Source organism: Asanoa sp. WMMD1127 (assembly GCF_029626225.1).
GTDB lineage: Bacteria > Actinomycetota > Actinomycetes > Mycobacteriales > Micromonosporaceae > Asanoa.
In genome coordinates, this window is the sequence record NZ_JARUBP010000001.1 from 4603493 (window position 1) to 4620993 (window position 17501).

Genomic DNA, 17501 nt, shown 5'->3' on the forward strand with positions numbered 1-17501 from the left:
CGGCCGGGCGCACACCGTGAGGATGCGAACACTGTGAGCAACCGCGTCGTCGAGACGAAGAACGATCGCCGGGTCGCCGCCAAGGCCGCCCGCAAGGCCGCCGCCGAGCGTGCGGCCAGGGCCAAGCGCCGCCGCCAGCAGTTGGCGATCGTGCTGGCGGGGCTGGCCGTCGTCGCCATCGTGGTGGCGATCGTGCTGTTCGCCCGCGGCGGTGACGACGACTCGGGCCAGCAGGTCGCCTCGGCGCCCGGCGCGTCGGCCTCCGCGGCGCCGCCGGCGGGCGGGATCCCGGCCGACGCCGACCCCGCGCTGAAGACCAAGCCGGTCGTCCAGAAGGGCGAGGGCACGGTCACCGAGCTCAAGGTGACGCCGCTGATCGAGGGCACGGGGCCGGCGGCCCAGAACGGGCAGACCGTCACGGTCAACTACGTGGGCGTCACGTACGCCGACGGCAAGGAGTTCGACGCCTCCTGGAACGGCGGGAAGCCGTTCCCCGTGCAGCTCGGGTCCGGCGGCGTGATCGAAGGCTGGGACAAGGGCCTCGTCGGGGCCAAGCAGGGCAGCCGGCTGCAACTCGACATCCCGGCCACCATGGCGTACGGGGAGCAGCCGCCGGCCGGCTATCCCCCGGGCGCGCTGCGGTTCGTGGTCGACGTGCTGTCCGTGCAGTAAACCGGGTGCGGACCGCGCCGGGTGGTGGGAGACAATCCAGGCGTGAGCGAATTCATCGACGACCTGCTGTGGCGGGGCCTGCTGCAGGACTCCACCGACCTCGACGAGCTGCGCAAGCATCTGGACTCGGGGCAGGTGACGTTCTATGTCGGCTTCGACCCGACGGCCGCGAGCCTGCACCTCGGTCACCTGATGCAGGTGCTCACCGCCCGCCGGCTCCAGCTGGCCGGCCACCGGCCGCTGCTGCTCGTCGGCGGGGCGACCGGGCAGATCGGCGACCCGCGGGAGAGCAGCGAGCGCACGCTCAACTCGCCCGAGGTGGTGGCCAGCTGGGTCGACAAGATCCGCGAGCAGGTGCGGCCGTTCGTGACCTACGAGGGTGACAACGCCGCCACGCTGGTCAACAACCTCGACTGGACCGGCTCGATGTCGGCGATCAGCTTCCTGCGCGACGTCGGCAAGCACTTCCCGGTCAACAAGATGCTGGCCCGCGAGGTGGTGAAGGCCCGGCTCGAGACCGGCATCAGCTTCACCGAGTTCAGCTACCAGCTGCTCCAGTCGCACGACTACTACGAGCTGCACGAGCGGCACGGGTGCACGCTCCAGTTCGGCGGCTCCGACCAGTGGGGCAACATCACCGCGGGGGTCGACTACATCAGGCGGCGGGGGGCCGGGCCGGCGCACGCGTTCGTGACTCCGCTCGTGACCAAGGCCGACGGCACCAAGTTCGGCAAGACCGAGGGCGCCTCCGTCTGGCTCGACCCGCAGCTGACCAGTCCCTACGCGTTCTACCAGTTCTGGCTCAACACCGACGACCGCGACGTCATGCGCTACCTGCGCTACTTCAGCTTCCGGCCGCACGCCGAGATCGAGGAGCTCGAACGGGCGACGGTGGAGCGGCCGGGCGCCCGGGAGGGGCAGCGGGCCCTGGCGGCCGAGCTGACCACGCTCGTACACGGGGAGGCGGAGACCGCCCAGGTGCTCGCGGCGAGCCAGGCGCTGTTCGGGCGGGGGTCCCTCGAAGGGCTCGACCCGGGCACGCTGCGGGCCGCGTTGGCGGAGGCCGGTCTGGTCGAGGTACGCGGTGAGCTGCCCCCGGTCGCGGTCCTGTTCCGCGACGCCGGGTTGGTCGGCAGCCTCAACGAGGCCCGGCGGGCCATCACCGAGGGCGGTGCCTACGTCAACAACGAGCGGGTGTCCGATGTGGAGGCCGAGGTCGCGCCGGATGCCTTGCTACACGGGCGATTCCTGGTGCTGCGGCGTGGCAAGCGCACGTTCGCCGGCGTCGAGCTCGTCTCCTGACCGAGCTCTTTGATCATGTGACGCGGGACGCAGCCCCCCGATTTGACGATCAACTCGGGGGCTGCGTATCTTTCTTTCTGCACGGCGGGAGCAACACGGAACGATCCGGACAACGGGTCGATTTGGTGAGGCGAAACCGACGGGGTAAGCTTTGCGAGCCGGTAGGGAACCGGGCGAGCACGCGGCGAGAGCCGCGGCGGCCGGCCTACCAATCCCTTGAAGCGACGTTCAGCAGGTTGACTGCTGCGCGCCCGCGGACGGGGAACCCGCCCAAGGCGCGACAAACCGGGAAACACCGGGTTGACAACGCCGAAAGGACCGGGTAACGTAGTAAAAGTGCCCAGCGCGAGAGCGCCGGACACGGAGCACCAAAACAAAAGCCCCGACGATGGGCTCGGAAATCGAGCCGGTTGCTTGGTGTGTGTTTGTTCTTTGAGAACTCAACAGGGTGTTTGATAAGCCAGTGCCAATTGTGATTGTTTTTGGCATCCGTTAATAATGGTTGCCGGGACACTTTTTAACAAAGGTTTTTGTTGGAGAGTTTGATCCTGGCTCAGGACGAACGCTGGCGGCGTGCTTAACACATGCAAGTCGAGCGGAAAGGCCCTTCGGGGTACTCGAGCGGCGAACGGGTGAGTAACACGTGAGTAACCTGCCCTGGACTTTGGGATAACCCTCGGAAACGGGGGCTAATACCGGATACCTCCTTCTGGCCGCATGGTTGGTTGGGGAAAGTTTTTCGGTCTGGGATGGGCTCGCGGCCTATCAGCTTGTTGGTGGGGTGATGGCCTACCAAGGCGACGACGGGTAGCCGGCCTGAGAGGGCGACCGGCCACACTGGGACTGAGACACGGCCCAGACTCCTACGGGAGGCAGCAGTGGGGAATATTGCACAATGGGCGGAAGCCTGATGCAGCGACGCCGCGTGAGGGATGACGGCCTTCGGGTTGTAAACCTCTTTCAGCAGGGACGAAGCGTAAGTGACGGTACCTGCAGAAGAAGCGCCGGCCAACTACGTGCCAGCAGCCGCGGTAAGACGTAGGGCGCGAGCGTTGTCCGGATTTATTGGGCGTAAAGAGCTCGTAGGCGGCTTGTCGCGTCGGCTGTGAAATCCCGTGGCTCAACTGCGGGCTTGCAGCCGATACGGGCAGGCTAGAGTTCGGTAGGGGAGACTGGAATTCCTGGTGTAGCGGTGAAATGCGCAGATATCAGGAGGAACACCGGTGGCGAAGGCGGGTCTCTGGGCCGATACTGACGCTGAGGAGCGAAAGCGTGGGGAGCGAACAGGATTAGATACCCTGGTAGTCCACGCTGTAAACGTTGGGCGCTAGGTGTGGGGGGCCTCTCCGGTTCTCTGTGCCGCAGCTAACGCATTAAGCGCCCCGCCTGGGGAGTACGGCCGCAAGGCTAAAACTCAAAGGAATTGACGGGGGCCCGCACAAGCGGCGGAGCATGCGGATTAATTCGATGCAACGCGAAGAACCTTACCTGGGTTTGACATCACCGCAAAACTTCCAGAGATGGGAGGTCCTTCGGGGGCGGTGACAGGTGGTGCATGGCTGTCGTCAGCTCGTGTCGTGAGATGTTGGGTTAAGTCCCGCAACGAGCGCAACCCTCGTTCGATGTTGCCAGCGGGTTATGCCGGGGACTCATCGAAGACTGCCGGGGTCAACTCGGAGGAAGGTGGGGATGACGTCAAGTCATCATGCCCCTTATGTCCAGGGCTTCACGCATGCTACAATGGCCGGTACAATGGGCTGCGATACCGTGAGGTGGAGCGAATCCCAAAAAGCCGGTCTCAGTTCGGATCGGGGTCTGCAACTCGACCCCGTGAAGTCGGAGTCGCTAGTAATCGCAGATCAGCAACGCTGCGGTGAATACGTTCCCGGGCCTTGTACACACCGCCCGTCACGTCACGAAAGTCGGCAACACCCGAAGCCGGTGGCCCAACCCTTGTGGAGGGAGCCGTCGAAGGTGGGGCTGGCGATTGGGACGAAGTCGTAACAAGGTAGCCGTACCGGAAGGTGCGGCTGGATCACCTCCTTTCTAAGGAGCACCTCCCGGCGAAGGTCGGGTAGGAGCCCGCGGACCGCGAATGACGGTCCGGGGTGCTCGATGGCGGAGACACTGGCGAGTTTTGGTCGGCAACGGCCACCTTCTCTAGTACGGCCTCTTGAGGCATGGAACGAGTGTGGGGTGGTGCGGCCGGCCGGGATGATGAACACCCTGTTGGGTCCTGAAGGAACAAGCATTGTGCTTGTTTTTTCGGATCGGAGCTGCCAGGCATGGCCTGGCTCCACATACCGCTGGCGCCTGTGGGTGCTGGGTTTGGTGTGGGGTCTGGGGTTGTGGGTTGGTTGTTTGTTGAGAATTGCACAGTGGACGCGAGCATCTTTGTGGTCAAGTTGTCAAGGGCGAACGGTGGATGCCTTGGCACCAGGAGCCGATGAAGGACGTGGGAGGCCGCGATAGGCCTGGGGGAGCTGTCAACCAAGCTGTGATCCCAGGGTGTCCGAATGGGGTAACCCGGCACCAGTTATGTGGTGTCACCTGCACCTGAATTCATAGGGTGTGTGGAGGGAACGCGGGGAAGTGAAACATCTCAGTACCCGTAGGAAGAGAAAACAACAGTGATTCCGTGAGTAGTGGCGAGCGAAAGCGGATTGAGCCTAAACCGGTTGCGTGTGATACCTGTCAGGGGTTGCGTGGTCGGGGTTGTGGGACATCACGGACTGGGCTGACAACCAGTCAAGGAGTTACAAAGCCAGTTGCTAGTCGAATGGTCTGGAAAGGCCGACCGTAGACGGTGATAGTCCGGTAGGTGAAAGTGGCTGGTCTTCTGTGGTTGTTCCCGAGTAGCGGCGGACCCCTGTAATCTGCCGTGAATCTGCCAGGACCACCTGGTAAGGCTGAATACTTCCTGGTGACCGATAGCGGACGAGTACCGTGAGGGAATGGTGAAAAGTACCCCGGGAGGGGAGTGAAATAGTACCTGAAACCGTTCGCCTACAATCCGTCGGAGCCTTGAGGGGTGACGGCGTGCCTTTTGAAGAATGAGCCTGCGAGTTAGTGGCATGTGGCGAGGTTAACCCGTGTGGGGGAGCCGTAGCGAAAGCGAGTCCGAATAGGGCGTTTGAGTCGCATGTTCTAGACCCGAAGCGGAGTGATCTAGCCATGGGCAGGCTGAAGCGCGGGTAAGACCGCGTGGAGGGCCGAACCCACCAACGTTGAAAAGTTGGGGGATGACCTGTGGTTAGGGGTGAAAGGCCAATCAAACTCCGTGATAGCTGGTTCTCCCCGAAATGCATTTAGGTGCAGCGTCGCGTGTTTCTTGCCGGAGGTAGAGCACTGGATGGTCTAGGGGGCCTACAAGCTTACCGAAATCAGCCAAACTCCGAATGCCGGTAAGTGAGAGCGCGGCAGTGAGACTGCGGGGGATAAGCTTCGTAGTCGAGAGGGAAACAGCCCAGATCACCAGCTAAGGCCCCTAAGCGTGTGCTAAGTGGAAAAGGATGTGGGGTCGCTTAGACAACCAGGAGGTTGGCTTAGAAGCAGCCACCCTTTAAAGAGTGCGTAATAGCTCACTGGTCAAGTGGTTCCGCGCCGACAATGTAGCGGGGCTCAAGTACACCGCCGAAGCTGTGGCATTCACACATGAACCCCGCCCAAACTTTCGGGTTTGGGTGCAGGTGTGTGGATGGGTAGGGGAGCGTCGTGCCGCGGGTGAAGCAGCCGAGTGATCGAGTTGTGGACGCGGTGCGAGTGAGAATGCAGGCATGAGTAGCGCAAGAAGGGTGAGAAACCCTTCCGCCGGATGACCAAGGGTTCCAGGGCCAGGCTAATCCGCCCTGGGTGAGTCGGGACCTAAGGCGAGGCCGAGAGGCGTAGTCGATGGACAACGGGTTGATATTCCCGTACCCGCGAAAGAGCGACCCTGATGAACCTCACTGTGCTAACCACCCGAGCCTTGGAAGGTCTTCGGACTGACTGAGGGGAGCGTGGGAACCTGGTGGGTAGTAGTCAAGCGATGGGGTGACGCAGGAAGGTAGCTGATCCCGGCCGGTGGTTGTGCCGGGGTAAGCGTGTAGCCCGCGCCATAGGCAAATCCGTGGCGCATTGAGGGTGAGACGTGATGCCGAGCCGATTCAGGTGAAGTCAGTGATCCTATGCTGCCGAGAAAAGCCTCTAGCGAGTTCTTAGCGGCCCGTACCCCAAACCGACACAGGTGGTCAGGTAGAGAATACCGAGGCGACGGGCGAACTGTGGTTAAGGAACTCGGCAAATTGCCCCCGTAACTTAGGGAGAAGGGGGGCCGGACACGTGAAGCAACACGCTTGTGGAGCGTGGTATGGCCGCAGAGACCAGGGGGAAGCGACTGTTTACTAAAAACACAGGTCCATGCGAAGAAGTAATTCGATGTATATGGACTGACGCCTGCCCGGTGCTGGAACGTTAAGGGGACCTGTTAGCTCTTCGGGGCGAAGCGGAGAACTTAAGCGCCAGTAAACGGCGGTGGTAACTATAACCATCCTAAGGTAGCGAAATTCCTTGTCGGGTAAGTTCCGACCTGCACGAATGGCGTAACGACTTCCCTACTGTCTCAACCACAGGCCCGGCGAAATTGCATTACGAGTAAAGATGCTCGTTACGCGCGGCAGGACGGAAAGACCCCGGGACCTTTACTATAGCTTGACATTGGTATTTGAGTTAACTTGTGTAGGATAGGTGGGAGCCGGTGAAGCTCTAACGCCAGTTAGGGTGGAGGCAATCTTGAAATACCACTCTGGTTGATTCGGGTATCTAACTTCGGACCGTGATCCGGTTCAGGGACAGTGTCTGGTGGGTAGTTTAACTGGGGCGGTTGCCTCCTAAAGAGTAACGGAGGCGCCCAAAGGTTCCCTCAGCCTGGTTGGCAATCAGGTGTTGAGTGTAAGTGCACAAGGGAGCTTGACTGTGAGACTGACAGGTCGAGCAGGGACGAAAGTCGGGACTAGTGATCCGGCACCGGCATGTGGAAGCGGTGTCGCTCAACGGATAAAAGGTACCCCGGGGATAACAGGCTGATCTTCCCCAAGAGTCCATATCGACGGGATGGTTTGGCACCTCGATGTCGGCTCGTCGCATCCTGGGGCTGTAGCAGGTCCCAAGGGTTGGGCTGTTCGCCCATTAAAGCGGTACGCGAGCTGGGTTTAGAACGTCGTGAGACAGTTCGGTCCCTATCCGCCGTGCGCGTAGGATACTTGAGAAGGGCTGTCCCTAGTACGAGAGGACCGGGACGGACGAACCTCTGGTGTGCCAGTTGTCCCGCCAGGGGCACGGCTGGTTAGCTACGTTCGGAAGGGATAACCGCTGAAAGCATCTAAGCGGGAAGCTCGCTTCAAGATGAGGTATCCCACCCACGTTCGCGTGGGGTAAGGCCCCCAGCTAGACCACTGGGTTAATAGGCCGGAAATGTAAGCCCGGTAACGGGTTCAGTTGACCGGTACTAATAGGCCGAGGACTTGACCTACAAAGCTGCTACGCGTCCACTGTGCAACTCCCGACAAACAAACACCCGAGACCAGCACCTCTGGTCGGTTGTTTGATATGTCGATAGAGTTACGGCGGTCATGGCGGAGGGGAAACGCCCGGAAACATTCCGAACCCGGAAGCTAAGCCCTCCAGCGCCGATGGTACTGCACCCGGGAGGGTGTGGGAGAGTAGGACACCGCCGGACATTCATTCCAGTCGAGGGCCGACCCATAGGGGCGGCCCTTGACTGCGTGTGCCGGTAAATTCGGCATCAGGAAGGATGTGCCCCGTGAGTGCAGACCAGGGCGGCGACGGCCCGCGCGATCGTCGCGACGACGAACGCGGCGGCGAGGGCCGGCGCGACTCGGGCGACCGGGGTAACCGCGACGACCGCGGCTTCCGTCCCCGGCGCGACGACGACCGGGGCGGTTACCGGTCCGGTCCCCGTGACGGCGGCGCCGGCGGGCGCGACCGGGGCTATGGCGACCGTGGTGACCGTGGCGGCTTCCGCTCCGGTCCGCGCGACGGCGACCGGCCGTCCCGCGATCGGGGTGACCGGCCCGGCTACGGCGACCGCCCCAGCTATGGCGACCGGCGCGGCTCGGGCGACCGGCCCTATCGCGATCGCGACGACCGCGGCGGCTTCCGTTCCGGCCCGCGCGACGGCGACCGCGGTGGCTTCCGCCCTGGGCCGCGTGACGGCGACCGGGGTGGCTTCCGCTCGGGTCCGCGCGACGGCGACCGGGGTGGCTTCCGCTCGGGCCCGCGCGACGGCGACCGGGGTGGCTTCCGCTCCGGCCCGCGTGACGGCGACCGGGGGGGCTTCCGCTCGGGGCCGCGCGAGGGCGATCGGGGCAACTTCCGGTCCGGTCCGCGTGACGGCGATCGGGGTGGCTTCCGTTCGGGTCCTCGCGACGGCGGCCGGGACGACCGCGGCGGCTTCCGCGGCGGTCCGCGTGATGGCGACCGGCCTTACCGCGACCGTGAGGACCGTGGCGGCTTCCGCTCCGGCCCCCGCGATGGCGACCGCCCTTACCGCGACCGTGACGACCGGGGTGGTTTCCGCTCCGGCCCGCGTGACGGCGATCGGCCCTACCGCGACCGCGACGACCGGGGCGGCTTCCGCTCGGGTCCGCGCGACGGCGGCGGCCGCTCCTACGGCGACCGCGACAATCGTGGCTTCCGTTCCGGACCCCGCGACTTCGACCCGCGCTCCGGCTCGGGCCGGCCCGACGACCGCGGTGCCTCGGGCCCGCGTGGCGACCGGCCGTTCCGCGGGCGGGACGAGGGCTTCCGTCCCGGCCAGCGCGGCGACCGCCCATACCGGGACCGGGACGACCGTGGCTCCCGCGACAGCGGTGGCCGGGGCGACCGGCCCTTCCGGGGTCGCGACGAGGGCTTCCGCCCCGGCGACCGGGGCGACCGCCCGCAGCGCGACCGCGACGACCGGGGCGGGTTCCGCTCGGGTGGCCCGGGCCAGCGCGGCGACCGGCCGTTCCGTGACCGGGACGACCGCGGCGGTTTCCGGTCCGGTCCGCGCGACGGCGACCGCGGTGGCTTCCGCGGCGGCCCGCGCGACGGTGACCAGCGTGGTTTCCGCGGACCCCGCGACGGCGACGACCGTGGGTTCCGTTCCGGGCCACGCGAGAGCTTCCGCGGCCCGCGGGACGGCGACGACCGCGGCTACCGCGGCCCGCGCGACGGTGACCAGGGTGGCTATCGCGGACCCCGCGACAGCGACGACCGTGGCGCCCGGGGACCCCGCGACGGCGACGACCGTGGCTTCCGGTCCGGCCCGCGTGGTGGCGACGACCGTGGCTTCCGGTCCGGCCCGCGTGGCGACCGCGACCAAGGCTCCTACCGCGATCGCGACGACCGCGGCCGTGGGCCGGCCGAGGGTGGGCACGACGAGCGCTCGACGGTCACGGGTCCGCAGATCCCTGACGAGATCAGCGCGAACGACCTCGACAAGGACGTGCGGGCTGAGCTCCTCGGCCTCAATCGGCCCGTGGCCGACACCGTGGCGCGGCACCTCGTCGCGACCGGCCAGCTGATCGACGAGGACCCGGACGAGGCGCTGGCGCACGCGCTGGCCGCCCGCCGGCTCGCCTCGCGGATCGCGGCGGTGCGGGAGGCGGTCGGGCTGGCCGCATACCACGCCGGTGAGTGGCAGGTGGCGATCGGCGAGCTGCGCACGTACCACCGGATGACCGGGCGCCAGGACCACCTGGCCGTGCTCGCCGACTGCGAGCGCGCGCTCGGCCGGCCGGAGCGGGCGATCGACCTCTACCGGGGCGCCGACCGGGCCGCGATGCCGCCGGCCGAGGCCGTCGAGCTGCTGATCGTGGCCGCCGGCGCCCGTGGCGACCTCGGCCAGAAGGACGCGGCCGTGGCGATGCTCCAGGTCCGCGAGCTGACCAGCGGCAACGAGGAGCCGTGGGCGGGGCGGCTGCGCTATGCGTACGCCGACGCCCTGCTGGCCGCCGACCGGCGCGACGAGGCCCGCGAGTGGTTCGCCCGTGCGGCCGAGGTCGACGAGGACGGCGAGACCGACGCGGCCGAGCGGCTGCTGGAGCTCGACGGCGTCGCCATCGAGGGCGACGACGAGGACGAGTCGGACGACGCGGCCGGCACCTACGCCGCGCTGGGCGACGACCCCGAGGCGGACGACGAGATCCTGGCGGAGGCCGAGGAAGCCGACGACGCCGACGACGAGATTCTCGCGGAGGCCGCCGAGGCCGAGGAAGCCGACGATGCCGACGACGGGGACGACGACGTCCTGGCCGAGGCGGCCGAGGTCGAAGAGGCCGACGACGACGCCGACGACGAGGACGACGAGGCGGGCCTCGAGCTCGACTCCGAGGGCCTGATCGACGACGACGCCGCCGTGGACGCCGAGATCGACGAGGAGGCCGACGACAACGACCTCCCGGTCGAGGCCGTCGTGCCCGCGGACCGCCCCGCCGGGATGCCGGCGGAGGTCGGCGCCGACGACGTGCCGGTCACGGCCGCGACCGAGGCCGACGACCCGACCGTCGAGGTCGACGCCGAGGGGCAGCCGGACGAGGAGGTCCCCGTGGACGCGGAGATCGACGCGGACCCGGACGCCGACCTCGACGCCGACGACCGCAAGGTGCTCCCCGAGATCGACGACGACCGGCGATGACCACGTCGCCGCCGGCGTCGGGCCGGCTCGCTGACGCGTACGACCTCGTGATCTTCGATCTCGATGGCGTCATCTACCTGTCCGACAAGGCCGTGGCGGGCGCGGTCGACGCGGTCAAGCGGCTGCACGGCGAGGGGCGCTCGATCGCGTACGCGACCAACAACGCCAGCCGCCGCGCCGCCGAGGTGGCCGACCTGCTGGTGGGGCTCGGTGTGCCGGCCGTGGCCGACGAGGTGCTGACCTCGGCCGCGGCCGCCGCGCGTCGCCTGGCCGACCGGCTGGAGCCCGGCGCGCGGGTGCTCGTGGTCGGGGCCGACGCGCTCCGGGCCGAGGTCACCGAGCGTGGCCTCACGCCGGTGAGCAGCGCCGACGACCAGCCCGTGGCCGTCGTCCAGGGCTACGGCCGCGAGGTCGGCTGGGTCAGCCTGGCCGAGGCGGCGCTGGCCGTGCGGGCCGGCGCGCTCTGGGTCGCCACCAACACCGACCGCACGCTGCCGAGCCCGCGTGGCCCGCTGCCCGGCAACGGGTCGCTGGTGGCGGTGCTGCGGACCGCGCTCGACCGCGAGCCCGACGAGGTCATCGGCAAGCCGGAGGCCGTGCTGTTCGAGGAGGCGGTCAAGCGCGACGCCGCCACCCGTCCGGTGGTCGTCGGCGACCGGCTCGACACCGACATCGAGGGCGCGGTGCGGGCCGGGCTCGACAGCCTGCTGGTGCTGACCGGCGTGAGCCAGCCCCGCGACCTGGTCGCGGCGGCGCCGCACCAGCGCCCGACGTACGTGGCCCGGGACCTCAGCGGACTCTTCAAGGACGTGGAGACGCTGGCCATCGGCGCCGAGGGCACGGGCTGGCGGGTCGCCGACGGCCGGCTCGAGGGCAAGGGCGACCCGATCGCCGCCCTGCGCACCATCACCGCCGCCGCCTGGGCCGGCACGGACGTCAGCGAGCTGAAGGCCGCCGGCGACGACGCCCGCGCGGCGCTGGACGAGCTGAAGCTCTAAATCAGCTTGCGCAGCTTGAGCAGGTCGAACGGGTTGGCCTTGATCCGCATCTGACCGCCGGCCAGCGCGCGGGCGAGGTCGAGGTCGCCGCGGACCAGCGCGAGGAAGTCGTCGCTCTTGAGGGTGAGCGCGATCTTCGCCTTGGGGTCGTCGCCGTCGGTGATGTCGACCAGGTTGCCGTTGTGCAGGCGGCCGTGGAAGGCCGCGCCCAGGTCGGTCAGCCGGCAGGCCACGGTGCGCTCGAGATCGAGCCGGCTCTGCGCCTCGGCGTTGCTGGCGAGCCGCGCGGCAAGCTGGTGCATCGCGTCCCGGCACTCGTCGACGGTGGCCAAACCACTGCTCCCCTCGCGCCACGTGATCTCCCGGCACGGTACCGCACAAGCCCGACATTGGCGCCCGGTAGCGTGGAGCCGGAGCCGACGGATTCCGGTTCCCCCACGTGAGCGAGTGAATCCGGACCATTGGGAGAGGACGCAGACGATGCAGGACGCGTGGCGGGCATACCTCGAACTGGCGCTGGGCGCGACGGAGACGTCGCGCAAGAAGGCCCAGAAGGTCGCCCGCAAGCTCGTCGGCAAGAGCGGCGCCACGGCGGCCCAGCTGACCGCCATCGCCGAGGAGATGGTCACCACGAGCGCCGCCAACCGCGAAGCGCTCGTCAAGCTGATCCGGTTCGAGATCGACCGGACCCTCGGCCGGGTGGGCCTGGCCACCGCCGACGAGGTCGCCGAGCTGAACACCCGGGTGCGTGACCTCGAGGTCGAGCTGCGGGCCGAGCGGGCCCGCGCCGACGCGGCGGAAGCCGCCACGACCACGACCCCGTCCGCGGCCCTGGCCGAGAGCGCCGCGTCGGCGGCAGCGGCGGCGGCCCCGGCCAAGAAGGCGCCCGCGAAGAAGGCGCCGGCCAAGACGACCGGCACGACCACGGCCGCGCCGCCGGCCCCGGCCCCGGCCGCGGCGCCGGCGCCGGCGAAGAAGGTCGCCGGGAAGAAGACCGTCGCGAAGAAGACCGCGGTCAAGAAGACGGCGCCGCCGGCGGCCGAGTCGATCGCGGCCGACCTCGAACGCGACGAGCCGGTCGCCACCCCGGCGCCTCCGCCGGCCAAGAAGGCGGCCACCAAGGCGACCAAGGCCACCCCCGCGACCAAGGCCACCCCCGCGACCGCGACCCCGGCGACCAAGGCCGCCGAGGCGGCGAAGGCCACCAAGGCGGCCAAGAAGACGCCGGGCAAGAAGGCGGGTGGCACGTCATGACGGCGCCCGTCCCCAACCCCGGCATGTTCGCGCGACCGGCGCCGCCGGCCGCGCCGGTCGAGCTCACCCCGCCGGCCGACGGCCTCTCCGGGCACCCGGCCGTCGACGCCGCGATCCGCTCGATGACCAACGCGGCCGAGCTGTCTCCGGCCGACCAGATCGCGGAATACGAGGCGGCCTACCGCACCCTGCAGGAGACCCTCGCCACCATCGACCAGGGCTGACCCACCCCCATGGCTCGTCGAAACCGACTCGACACCGAGCTGGTCCGGCGCGGGCTGGCCCGGTCGCGCGAGCAGGCCGGGGAGCTGGTCGACGCCGGCCGGGTCAAGGTGCGCGGCGTGGTGGCCCGCAAGGCCGCCGCGATGGTCGACCCCGCCGACCCGGTGCTGGTCACCGGCGACGACCCGAGCTGGGTCTCCCGCGGCGCCCACAAGCTGCTCGGCGCGCTCGCCGGCTTCGGGCCGCGCGGGCTGACCGTCTCGGGTCGCCGCTGCCTCGACGCGGGCGCGTCCACGGGCGGGTTCACGGAGGTGCTGCTGCGCGCCGGCGCCGCCGAGGTGGTGGCGGTCGACGTCGGCTACGGCCAGCTCGCCTGGTCGTTGCGCACCGATCCCCGGGTACGCGTCCGCGAGCGCACGAACGTGCGTACCCTCGAGCCCGATCAGATCGGTGGCCCGGTCGCGTTGACCGTCGCCGACCTGTCGTTCATCTCGTTGCGCCTGGTCCTGCCGGCGCTGGCCGGCTGCACGGAGCCCGGGGGAGACCTGGCGCTGATGGTCAAGCCGCAGTTCGAGGTCGGCAAGGAGCGGGTCGGCGCCGGCGGCGTCGTCCGCGAGCCGGAGCTCCGGGCCGAGGCGGTGCTGGACGTCGCCGCCACCGCCGCCGACCTGGGCCTGGGCGTGGCCGGCGTGGTCGCCAGCCCGCTGCCCGGCCCGAGCGGCAACGTCGAGTTCTTCGTCTGGTTCCGGCGCGCCGCGCCACCCGTCGACCCCGACGAGGTGCGCGCCGTCGTCGCCGCCGGACCCGCCGCGGTCCGTGAGGAGGCCGTATGAGTCGCATCGCGCTGCTGGTGACGCACACGGGGCGGCGGCGGAGCACGGAGCATGCGCGTACGGTCGCGAATGACCTGATCCGGGCCGGGTTCGAGGTGCGGGTCGTCGCGGACGAGGTCGACGACCTCGAGGTGCCGGGCGTGGTGCCACGCAGCGACCTCGACGCCGCCGACGGTGCGGAGATCGTGTTCGCGCTCGGCGGCGACGGGACGTTCCTGCGCGCCGCGGAGCTGGCCCGCCCGGCCAAGGCCCCGCTGCTCGGCATCAACCTCGGGAAGGTCGGCTTCCTCGCCGAGGCCGAGATCGACGACATCGATCAGGCCGTCCGGGACGTGGTCAACCGGAACTACACAGTGGACGAGCGGCTCACCCTCGACGTGCGGGCCGAGCTGACACCGGGCGGCCGGGTGGTCGAGTCGTGGGCGCTCAACGAGGTGAGTGTCGAGAAGGGACAGCGGGCCCAGATGCTCGAGCTGCTGGTCGACGTCGACGGCCGGCCGCTGTCCCGCTACGGCTGCGACGGCGTGGTCTGCGCGACCCCGACCGGTTCGACGGCGTACGCCTTCTCCGGTGGTGGCCCGGTCGTCTGGCCCGAGGTCGAGGCGCTGCTGCTGGTGCCGATCAGTGCCCACGCGCTGTTCAGCCGGCCGCTGGTGACCGCGCCGACGTCGACGTTCACGCTCACCGTCGACCCGTTCACCACCCTCGCCGTGCTGTGCTGCGACGGCCGCCGCGTCTACGACCTGCCGCCCGGCGCCCGGGTGACGGTCAACCGGGGCACGCTCCCGGTGCGGATCGTCCGGCTCAGCGACCGCCCGTTCACCGACCGGCTCGTCGCCAAGTTCGGCCTGCCCGTCGACGGCTGGCGCGGGGGCCGAATCTAGGCCAACCCGTCCGGCGGGATGGCGGACCAGGTCGCCGAAGCGTTGCGCAGGAAGTACTCCTCGCCCGGATCCCAGGTGTGGCCGGTGGCCCGGCGGTGGTAGACGTAGCCGAGCGGGTGGGTGCGGTAGATCGTCCCGCCCGCGCGGGTGAGCCGCTGGATCAGGCCGAGGTCGACCGAGCGGGGCACCGGCCGCCAGCCGCCGACGGCCTCGACGTCGCCCTTGGCCAGCAGCATCGTGCCGCCGGAGACCATCTCGCCGAACTGCTCGGGCACGCCCGACCGGCGCCGCAGCACGGTGCCCTTGTCTTCCAGGAAGACCAGCTCGCTGCCCTTGCCGACCAGCGTCGCGCCGGAGTAGTGCCGGGCCAGCACGAGGTCCCAGACGTGTTCCGGTCCGTAGGTGTCGTCGTCGTCCACTTTGGTCACCAGGGTGCCGGACGCGCGCGCGGTGGCCAGCCCGAGCACCGTGCCGAAGCTGGCGTCGCCGGGCACCTCGACGATCTGGTGCGGCCGGTCGCCGAGCGCCGCCGCCAGCCCGGCCGGCGCGGCCACGCCGTGCAGGCAGAGCACGACCTCGAGCCGGGGGTACGTCTGCCCGGCGAGCATCGCCAGCGCCGGCCCGAGCAGTTCGGGGCGGCGGGTGGCGAGGATGGCCGTGACGGTCGGCGGCTCGCCGAGCGCGGCCGCGTGGTGGCGCAGGGCCTCCCGGCGCTGCCGCACGCTGCGGGCCTCGATGGCGAGCGGGTCGGCGGCCGGCGCCGGTTCGTCGAGCACGGCCACCAGTTCCGGCGCCAGCAGCGCGCGGGTCGGTGCGGGCAGGGCGGCGGCGTCGACCAGCACGCCGGTCGCGCAGAGCGCGGCGACGGATGCGGCCCCGGCCCGAGCGCCGACGGTCACGGTGCCGGTGTCCCGCAGCTTCGCCAGGGTGGCCGCGTCGAAGCGGGGCACGTCGAGCACCAGGCTCGCCGCGTCGGGGAGGTAGGCGACGGGGCGCCGACCGCGGGGGTTGACCCGGGTCGCATCGAACCTCGCGGCCGACTCTCGGTCGCGAGGGTTGATTCCGGTGTCACCGAAGCGGGCGGGAGCGGTGGAGACCGGCGCCCGAAGCGGTGCGGTGGGTGCCAGCGCGGTCAGGGCGCTGCGGACCGCGTCGCCGAGCGGCACCGGCCGGTCGTAGCGCAGCGACACCACGGCCGACCCCCGGCGCAGGTGTGGCCGGGCGACCCGGTGCCGCACCAGGTGGGGCGCGGGCGCGACCGGCGCCGACCACGGGGTGTGCCGCCAGTACGCGACGACGACCCGGACCCGGCGGGCCGGCTCACCGGCGTAGGGGCCCGTGGCCACGTCGCGGAGCTGGTCGGTGGAGCCGGCGACGACCAGCGCGGTCTCGCCCACCCGGACCACCCGGGCGCCGACCGCGCCGGCGAGCCGCTCGGGGCCCGTGGTCCGCAGAGCGGCGGGGATCAACCGGGGACCCGTTCCCGTGGCGGCGGCGCGACGGCCGGGGCGGCCGCGACGGGCGCCGGCCGGCGGTTGCCGGACAGGCGCTTCCCGGCGCTCCAGGCGGCCATCAGACCCTCGTAGAGGTTGTAGGCGCCGGCGGCGACCAGCCGCTGCTTGACGCCCTCGTTGCCGCCCGGCAGCGGGGCGCCGGCGGCCGGCTGGTGGCGGTGGTACTGCGCGCTCACCCGAAGAAAGTACGCCCGCCGGCGGCTGCGCGCGATCCGCTGCTCGTGCCCGAGGACCTGCAGGCAGTGCCAGATCATCCGGCGGAAGACGGCCGGGCGGACCGCGGCGTGCCGGCCGGGGTCGGCGTCCATGAACGCGAACACCCGGTCCCACTGCGTGAACACGTCGAAGTGCCGGTCGTCGACGGTACGGGTGATCTGCCGCTCGCGCTGCCGGTAGGCGTAGCAGTCGCGGTCGAGCAGGGCGATCCGCTCGGCGGCGAGCAGGGCGGGCAGGACGAAGGCCACGTCCTCGTACCAGCCGGTCGGGAAGGCCACCGGCAGGAACGCGCGGCGGAAGACCTTGGTGCAGGCCAGCCACAGGTGCTCGACCAGGCGGGGCGCGGTGGCCAGGGTGACGGCGCCGTCGGTGGCCACGCCGGCCTCCACGCCGGGCAGGTGCGTCTCGACCCGGCCGTCGGCGTAGACCCGCCCGTAGCCGAGGACCAGGACGTCGGGCTCCGTGGCCCGCAGCCGCCGCGTCACGGCCGCCACGCTGCCGGCCGGCAGCCAGTCGTCGCCGTCGACGAACCAGACGTAGTCGCCCGTCGCGGCCGCGACGCCGGCGTTGCGGGCCGCGCCGAGGCCGGCGTTGTGGGCCAGCGTGACCACGCGGACCCGGTCGTCGCGTGCGGCGTACCCGGCCAGGATCTCGGCGGACCCGTCGTCGGAGGCGTCGTCGACGGCGATCACCTCGACGTCGCCGGGCTGGCCGAGCACCGAGTCGAGGCAGTCCGCCAGGTAGGCCTCCACCCGGAAGACCGGGATGACGACGCTGATCAGAGCCATGACGACAGAGCATCCGCAACCCGCCCGGCAGGATCGTGAGCGACAGACGAACGGCGGGTGACGAGGCGGCTGCCATACGGTTTACCGGCAAAGCGTGCTACCACTTTCGGCTGACAACGGGCACGGCTGGTCAACTGTCGG

The 17501-nt window shown here is 69.5% G+C and carries 10 protein-coding genes, 3 rRNA genes and 1 pseudogene; 11 read left to right on the top strand and 3 right to left on the bottom strand.

From position 1 onward, the window contains the following. Window positions 1–33: 33 nt before the first annotated feature. The 7 genes and pseudogenes from O7635_RS21995 (at window position 34) to O7635_RS22025 (ending at window position 11649) form a co-directional block, all read left to right on the top strand. Complete coding sequence (locus tag O7635_RS21995; protein WP_278082339.1) at window positions 34–672, top strand: FKBP-type peptidyl-prolyl cis-trans isomerase; 639 nt, start codon at window positions 34–36, stop codon at window positions 670–672. 42 nt (window positions 673–714) lie between these two features. Next, entirely contained in the window at window positions 715–1974 is a 1260-nt protein-coding gene (gene tyrS / locus O7635_RS22000) for a tyrosine--tRNA ligase (RefSeq protein ID WP_278082340.1), read from the top strand. A gap of 530 nt (window positions 1975–2504) precedes the next feature. After that, window positions 2505–4020: ribosomal RNA gene (locus O7635_RS22005) — 16S ribosomal RNA — on the top strand. Window positions 4021–4372: 352 nt separating this feature from the next. Next, a 23S ribosomal RNA gene (locus O7635_RS22010) occupies window positions 4373–7483 on the top strand. A gap of 90 nt (window positions 7484–7573) precedes the next feature. Beyond that, a 5S ribosomal RNA gene (gene rrf, locus O7635_RS22015) occupies window positions 7574–7690 on the top strand. Together the 16S, 23S and 5S rRNA genes form the textbook arrangement of a ribosomal RNA operon. A gap of 1815 nt (window positions 7691–9505) precedes the next feature. Continuing rightward, window positions 9506–10114: pseudogene (locus O7635_RS22020) on the top strand (Replicase polyprotein 1ab); the annotation flags it as partial. 533 nt (window positions 10115–10647) lie between these two features. Then, complete coding sequence (locus O7635_RS22025; RefSeq protein WP_278082341.1) at window positions 10648–11649, top strand: HAD-IIA family hydrolase; 1002 nt, start codon at window positions 10648–10650, stop codon at window positions 11647–11649. On the opposite strand, the gene O7635_RS22030 is transcribed toward O7635_RS22025, so the two are convergent. After that, on the bottom strand, window positions 11646–11981 hold the full coding sequence (locus O7635_RS22030) for an alkyl sulfatase C-terminal domain-containing protein (RefSeq protein ID WP_278082342.1): 336 nt from the start codon (window positions 11979–11981) through the stop codon (window positions 11646–11648). The two genes, O7635_RS22025 and O7635_RS22030, sit on opposite strands and share 4 nt — an antisense overlap. 148 nt (window positions 11982–12129) lie before the next feature. On the opposite strand from O7635_RS22030, the gene O7635_RS22035 reads away from it, so the two are divergent. From O7635_RS22035 to O7635_RS22050, 4 genes are read left to right on the top strand one after another with little or no spacing between them, the layout of a single operon-like run. Beyond that, a complete protein-coding gene (locus tag O7635_RS22035) occupies window positions 12130–12903 on the top strand; it encodes a hypothetical protein (protein ID WP_278082343.1) in 774 nt (257 codons plus the stop codon). Further along, a complete protein-coding gene (locus O7635_RS22040; RefSeq protein WP_278082344.1) occupies window positions 12900–13127 on the top strand; it encodes a hypothetical protein in 228 nt (75 codons plus the stop codon). The genes O7635_RS22035 and O7635_RS22040 overlap by 4 nt, the downstream gene beginning before the upstream one ends. A 9-nt stretch (window positions 13128–13136) precedes the next feature. After that, window positions 13137–13958, top strand: coding sequence for a TlyA family RNA methyltransferase (locus O7635_RS22045; RefSeq protein WP_278082345.1), 822 nt, complete (start codon window positions 13137–13139; stop codon window positions 13956–13958). Beyond that, window positions 13955–14842 carry an NAD kinase gene (locus O7635_RS22050; RefSeq protein ID WP_278082346.1) on the top strand — a complete coding sequence of 296 codons (888 nt, stop codon included), beginning with the start codon at window positions 13955–13957 and terminating at the stop codon, window positions 14840–14842. Before O7635_RS22045 ends, O7635_RS22050 begins: the two co-directional genes overlap by 4 nt. Here the strand turns inward: O7635_RS22050 and O7635_RS22055 are convergent. Together O7635_RS22055 and O7635_RS22060 are read right to left on the bottom strand one after the other, a co-directional pair. Then, window positions 14839–16311 (bottom strand): hypothetical protein, encoded by a 1473-nt coding sequence (locus O7635_RS22055; protein ID WP_278082347.1) that lies wholly within the window; start codon window positions 16309–16311, stop codon window positions 14839–14841. The genes O7635_RS22050 and O7635_RS22055 overlap by 4 nt on opposite strands. After that, window positions 16308–17360, bottom strand: a complete 1053-nt coding sequence (locus tag O7635_RS22060; RefSeq protein ID WP_278082348.1) for a glycosyltransferase family 2 protein — start codon at window positions 17358–17360, stop codon at window positions 16308–16310. The genes O7635_RS22055 and O7635_RS22060 overlap by 4 nt, the downstream gene beginning before the upstream one ends. Between the last annotated feature and the right edge of the window lie 141 nt (window positions 17361–17501).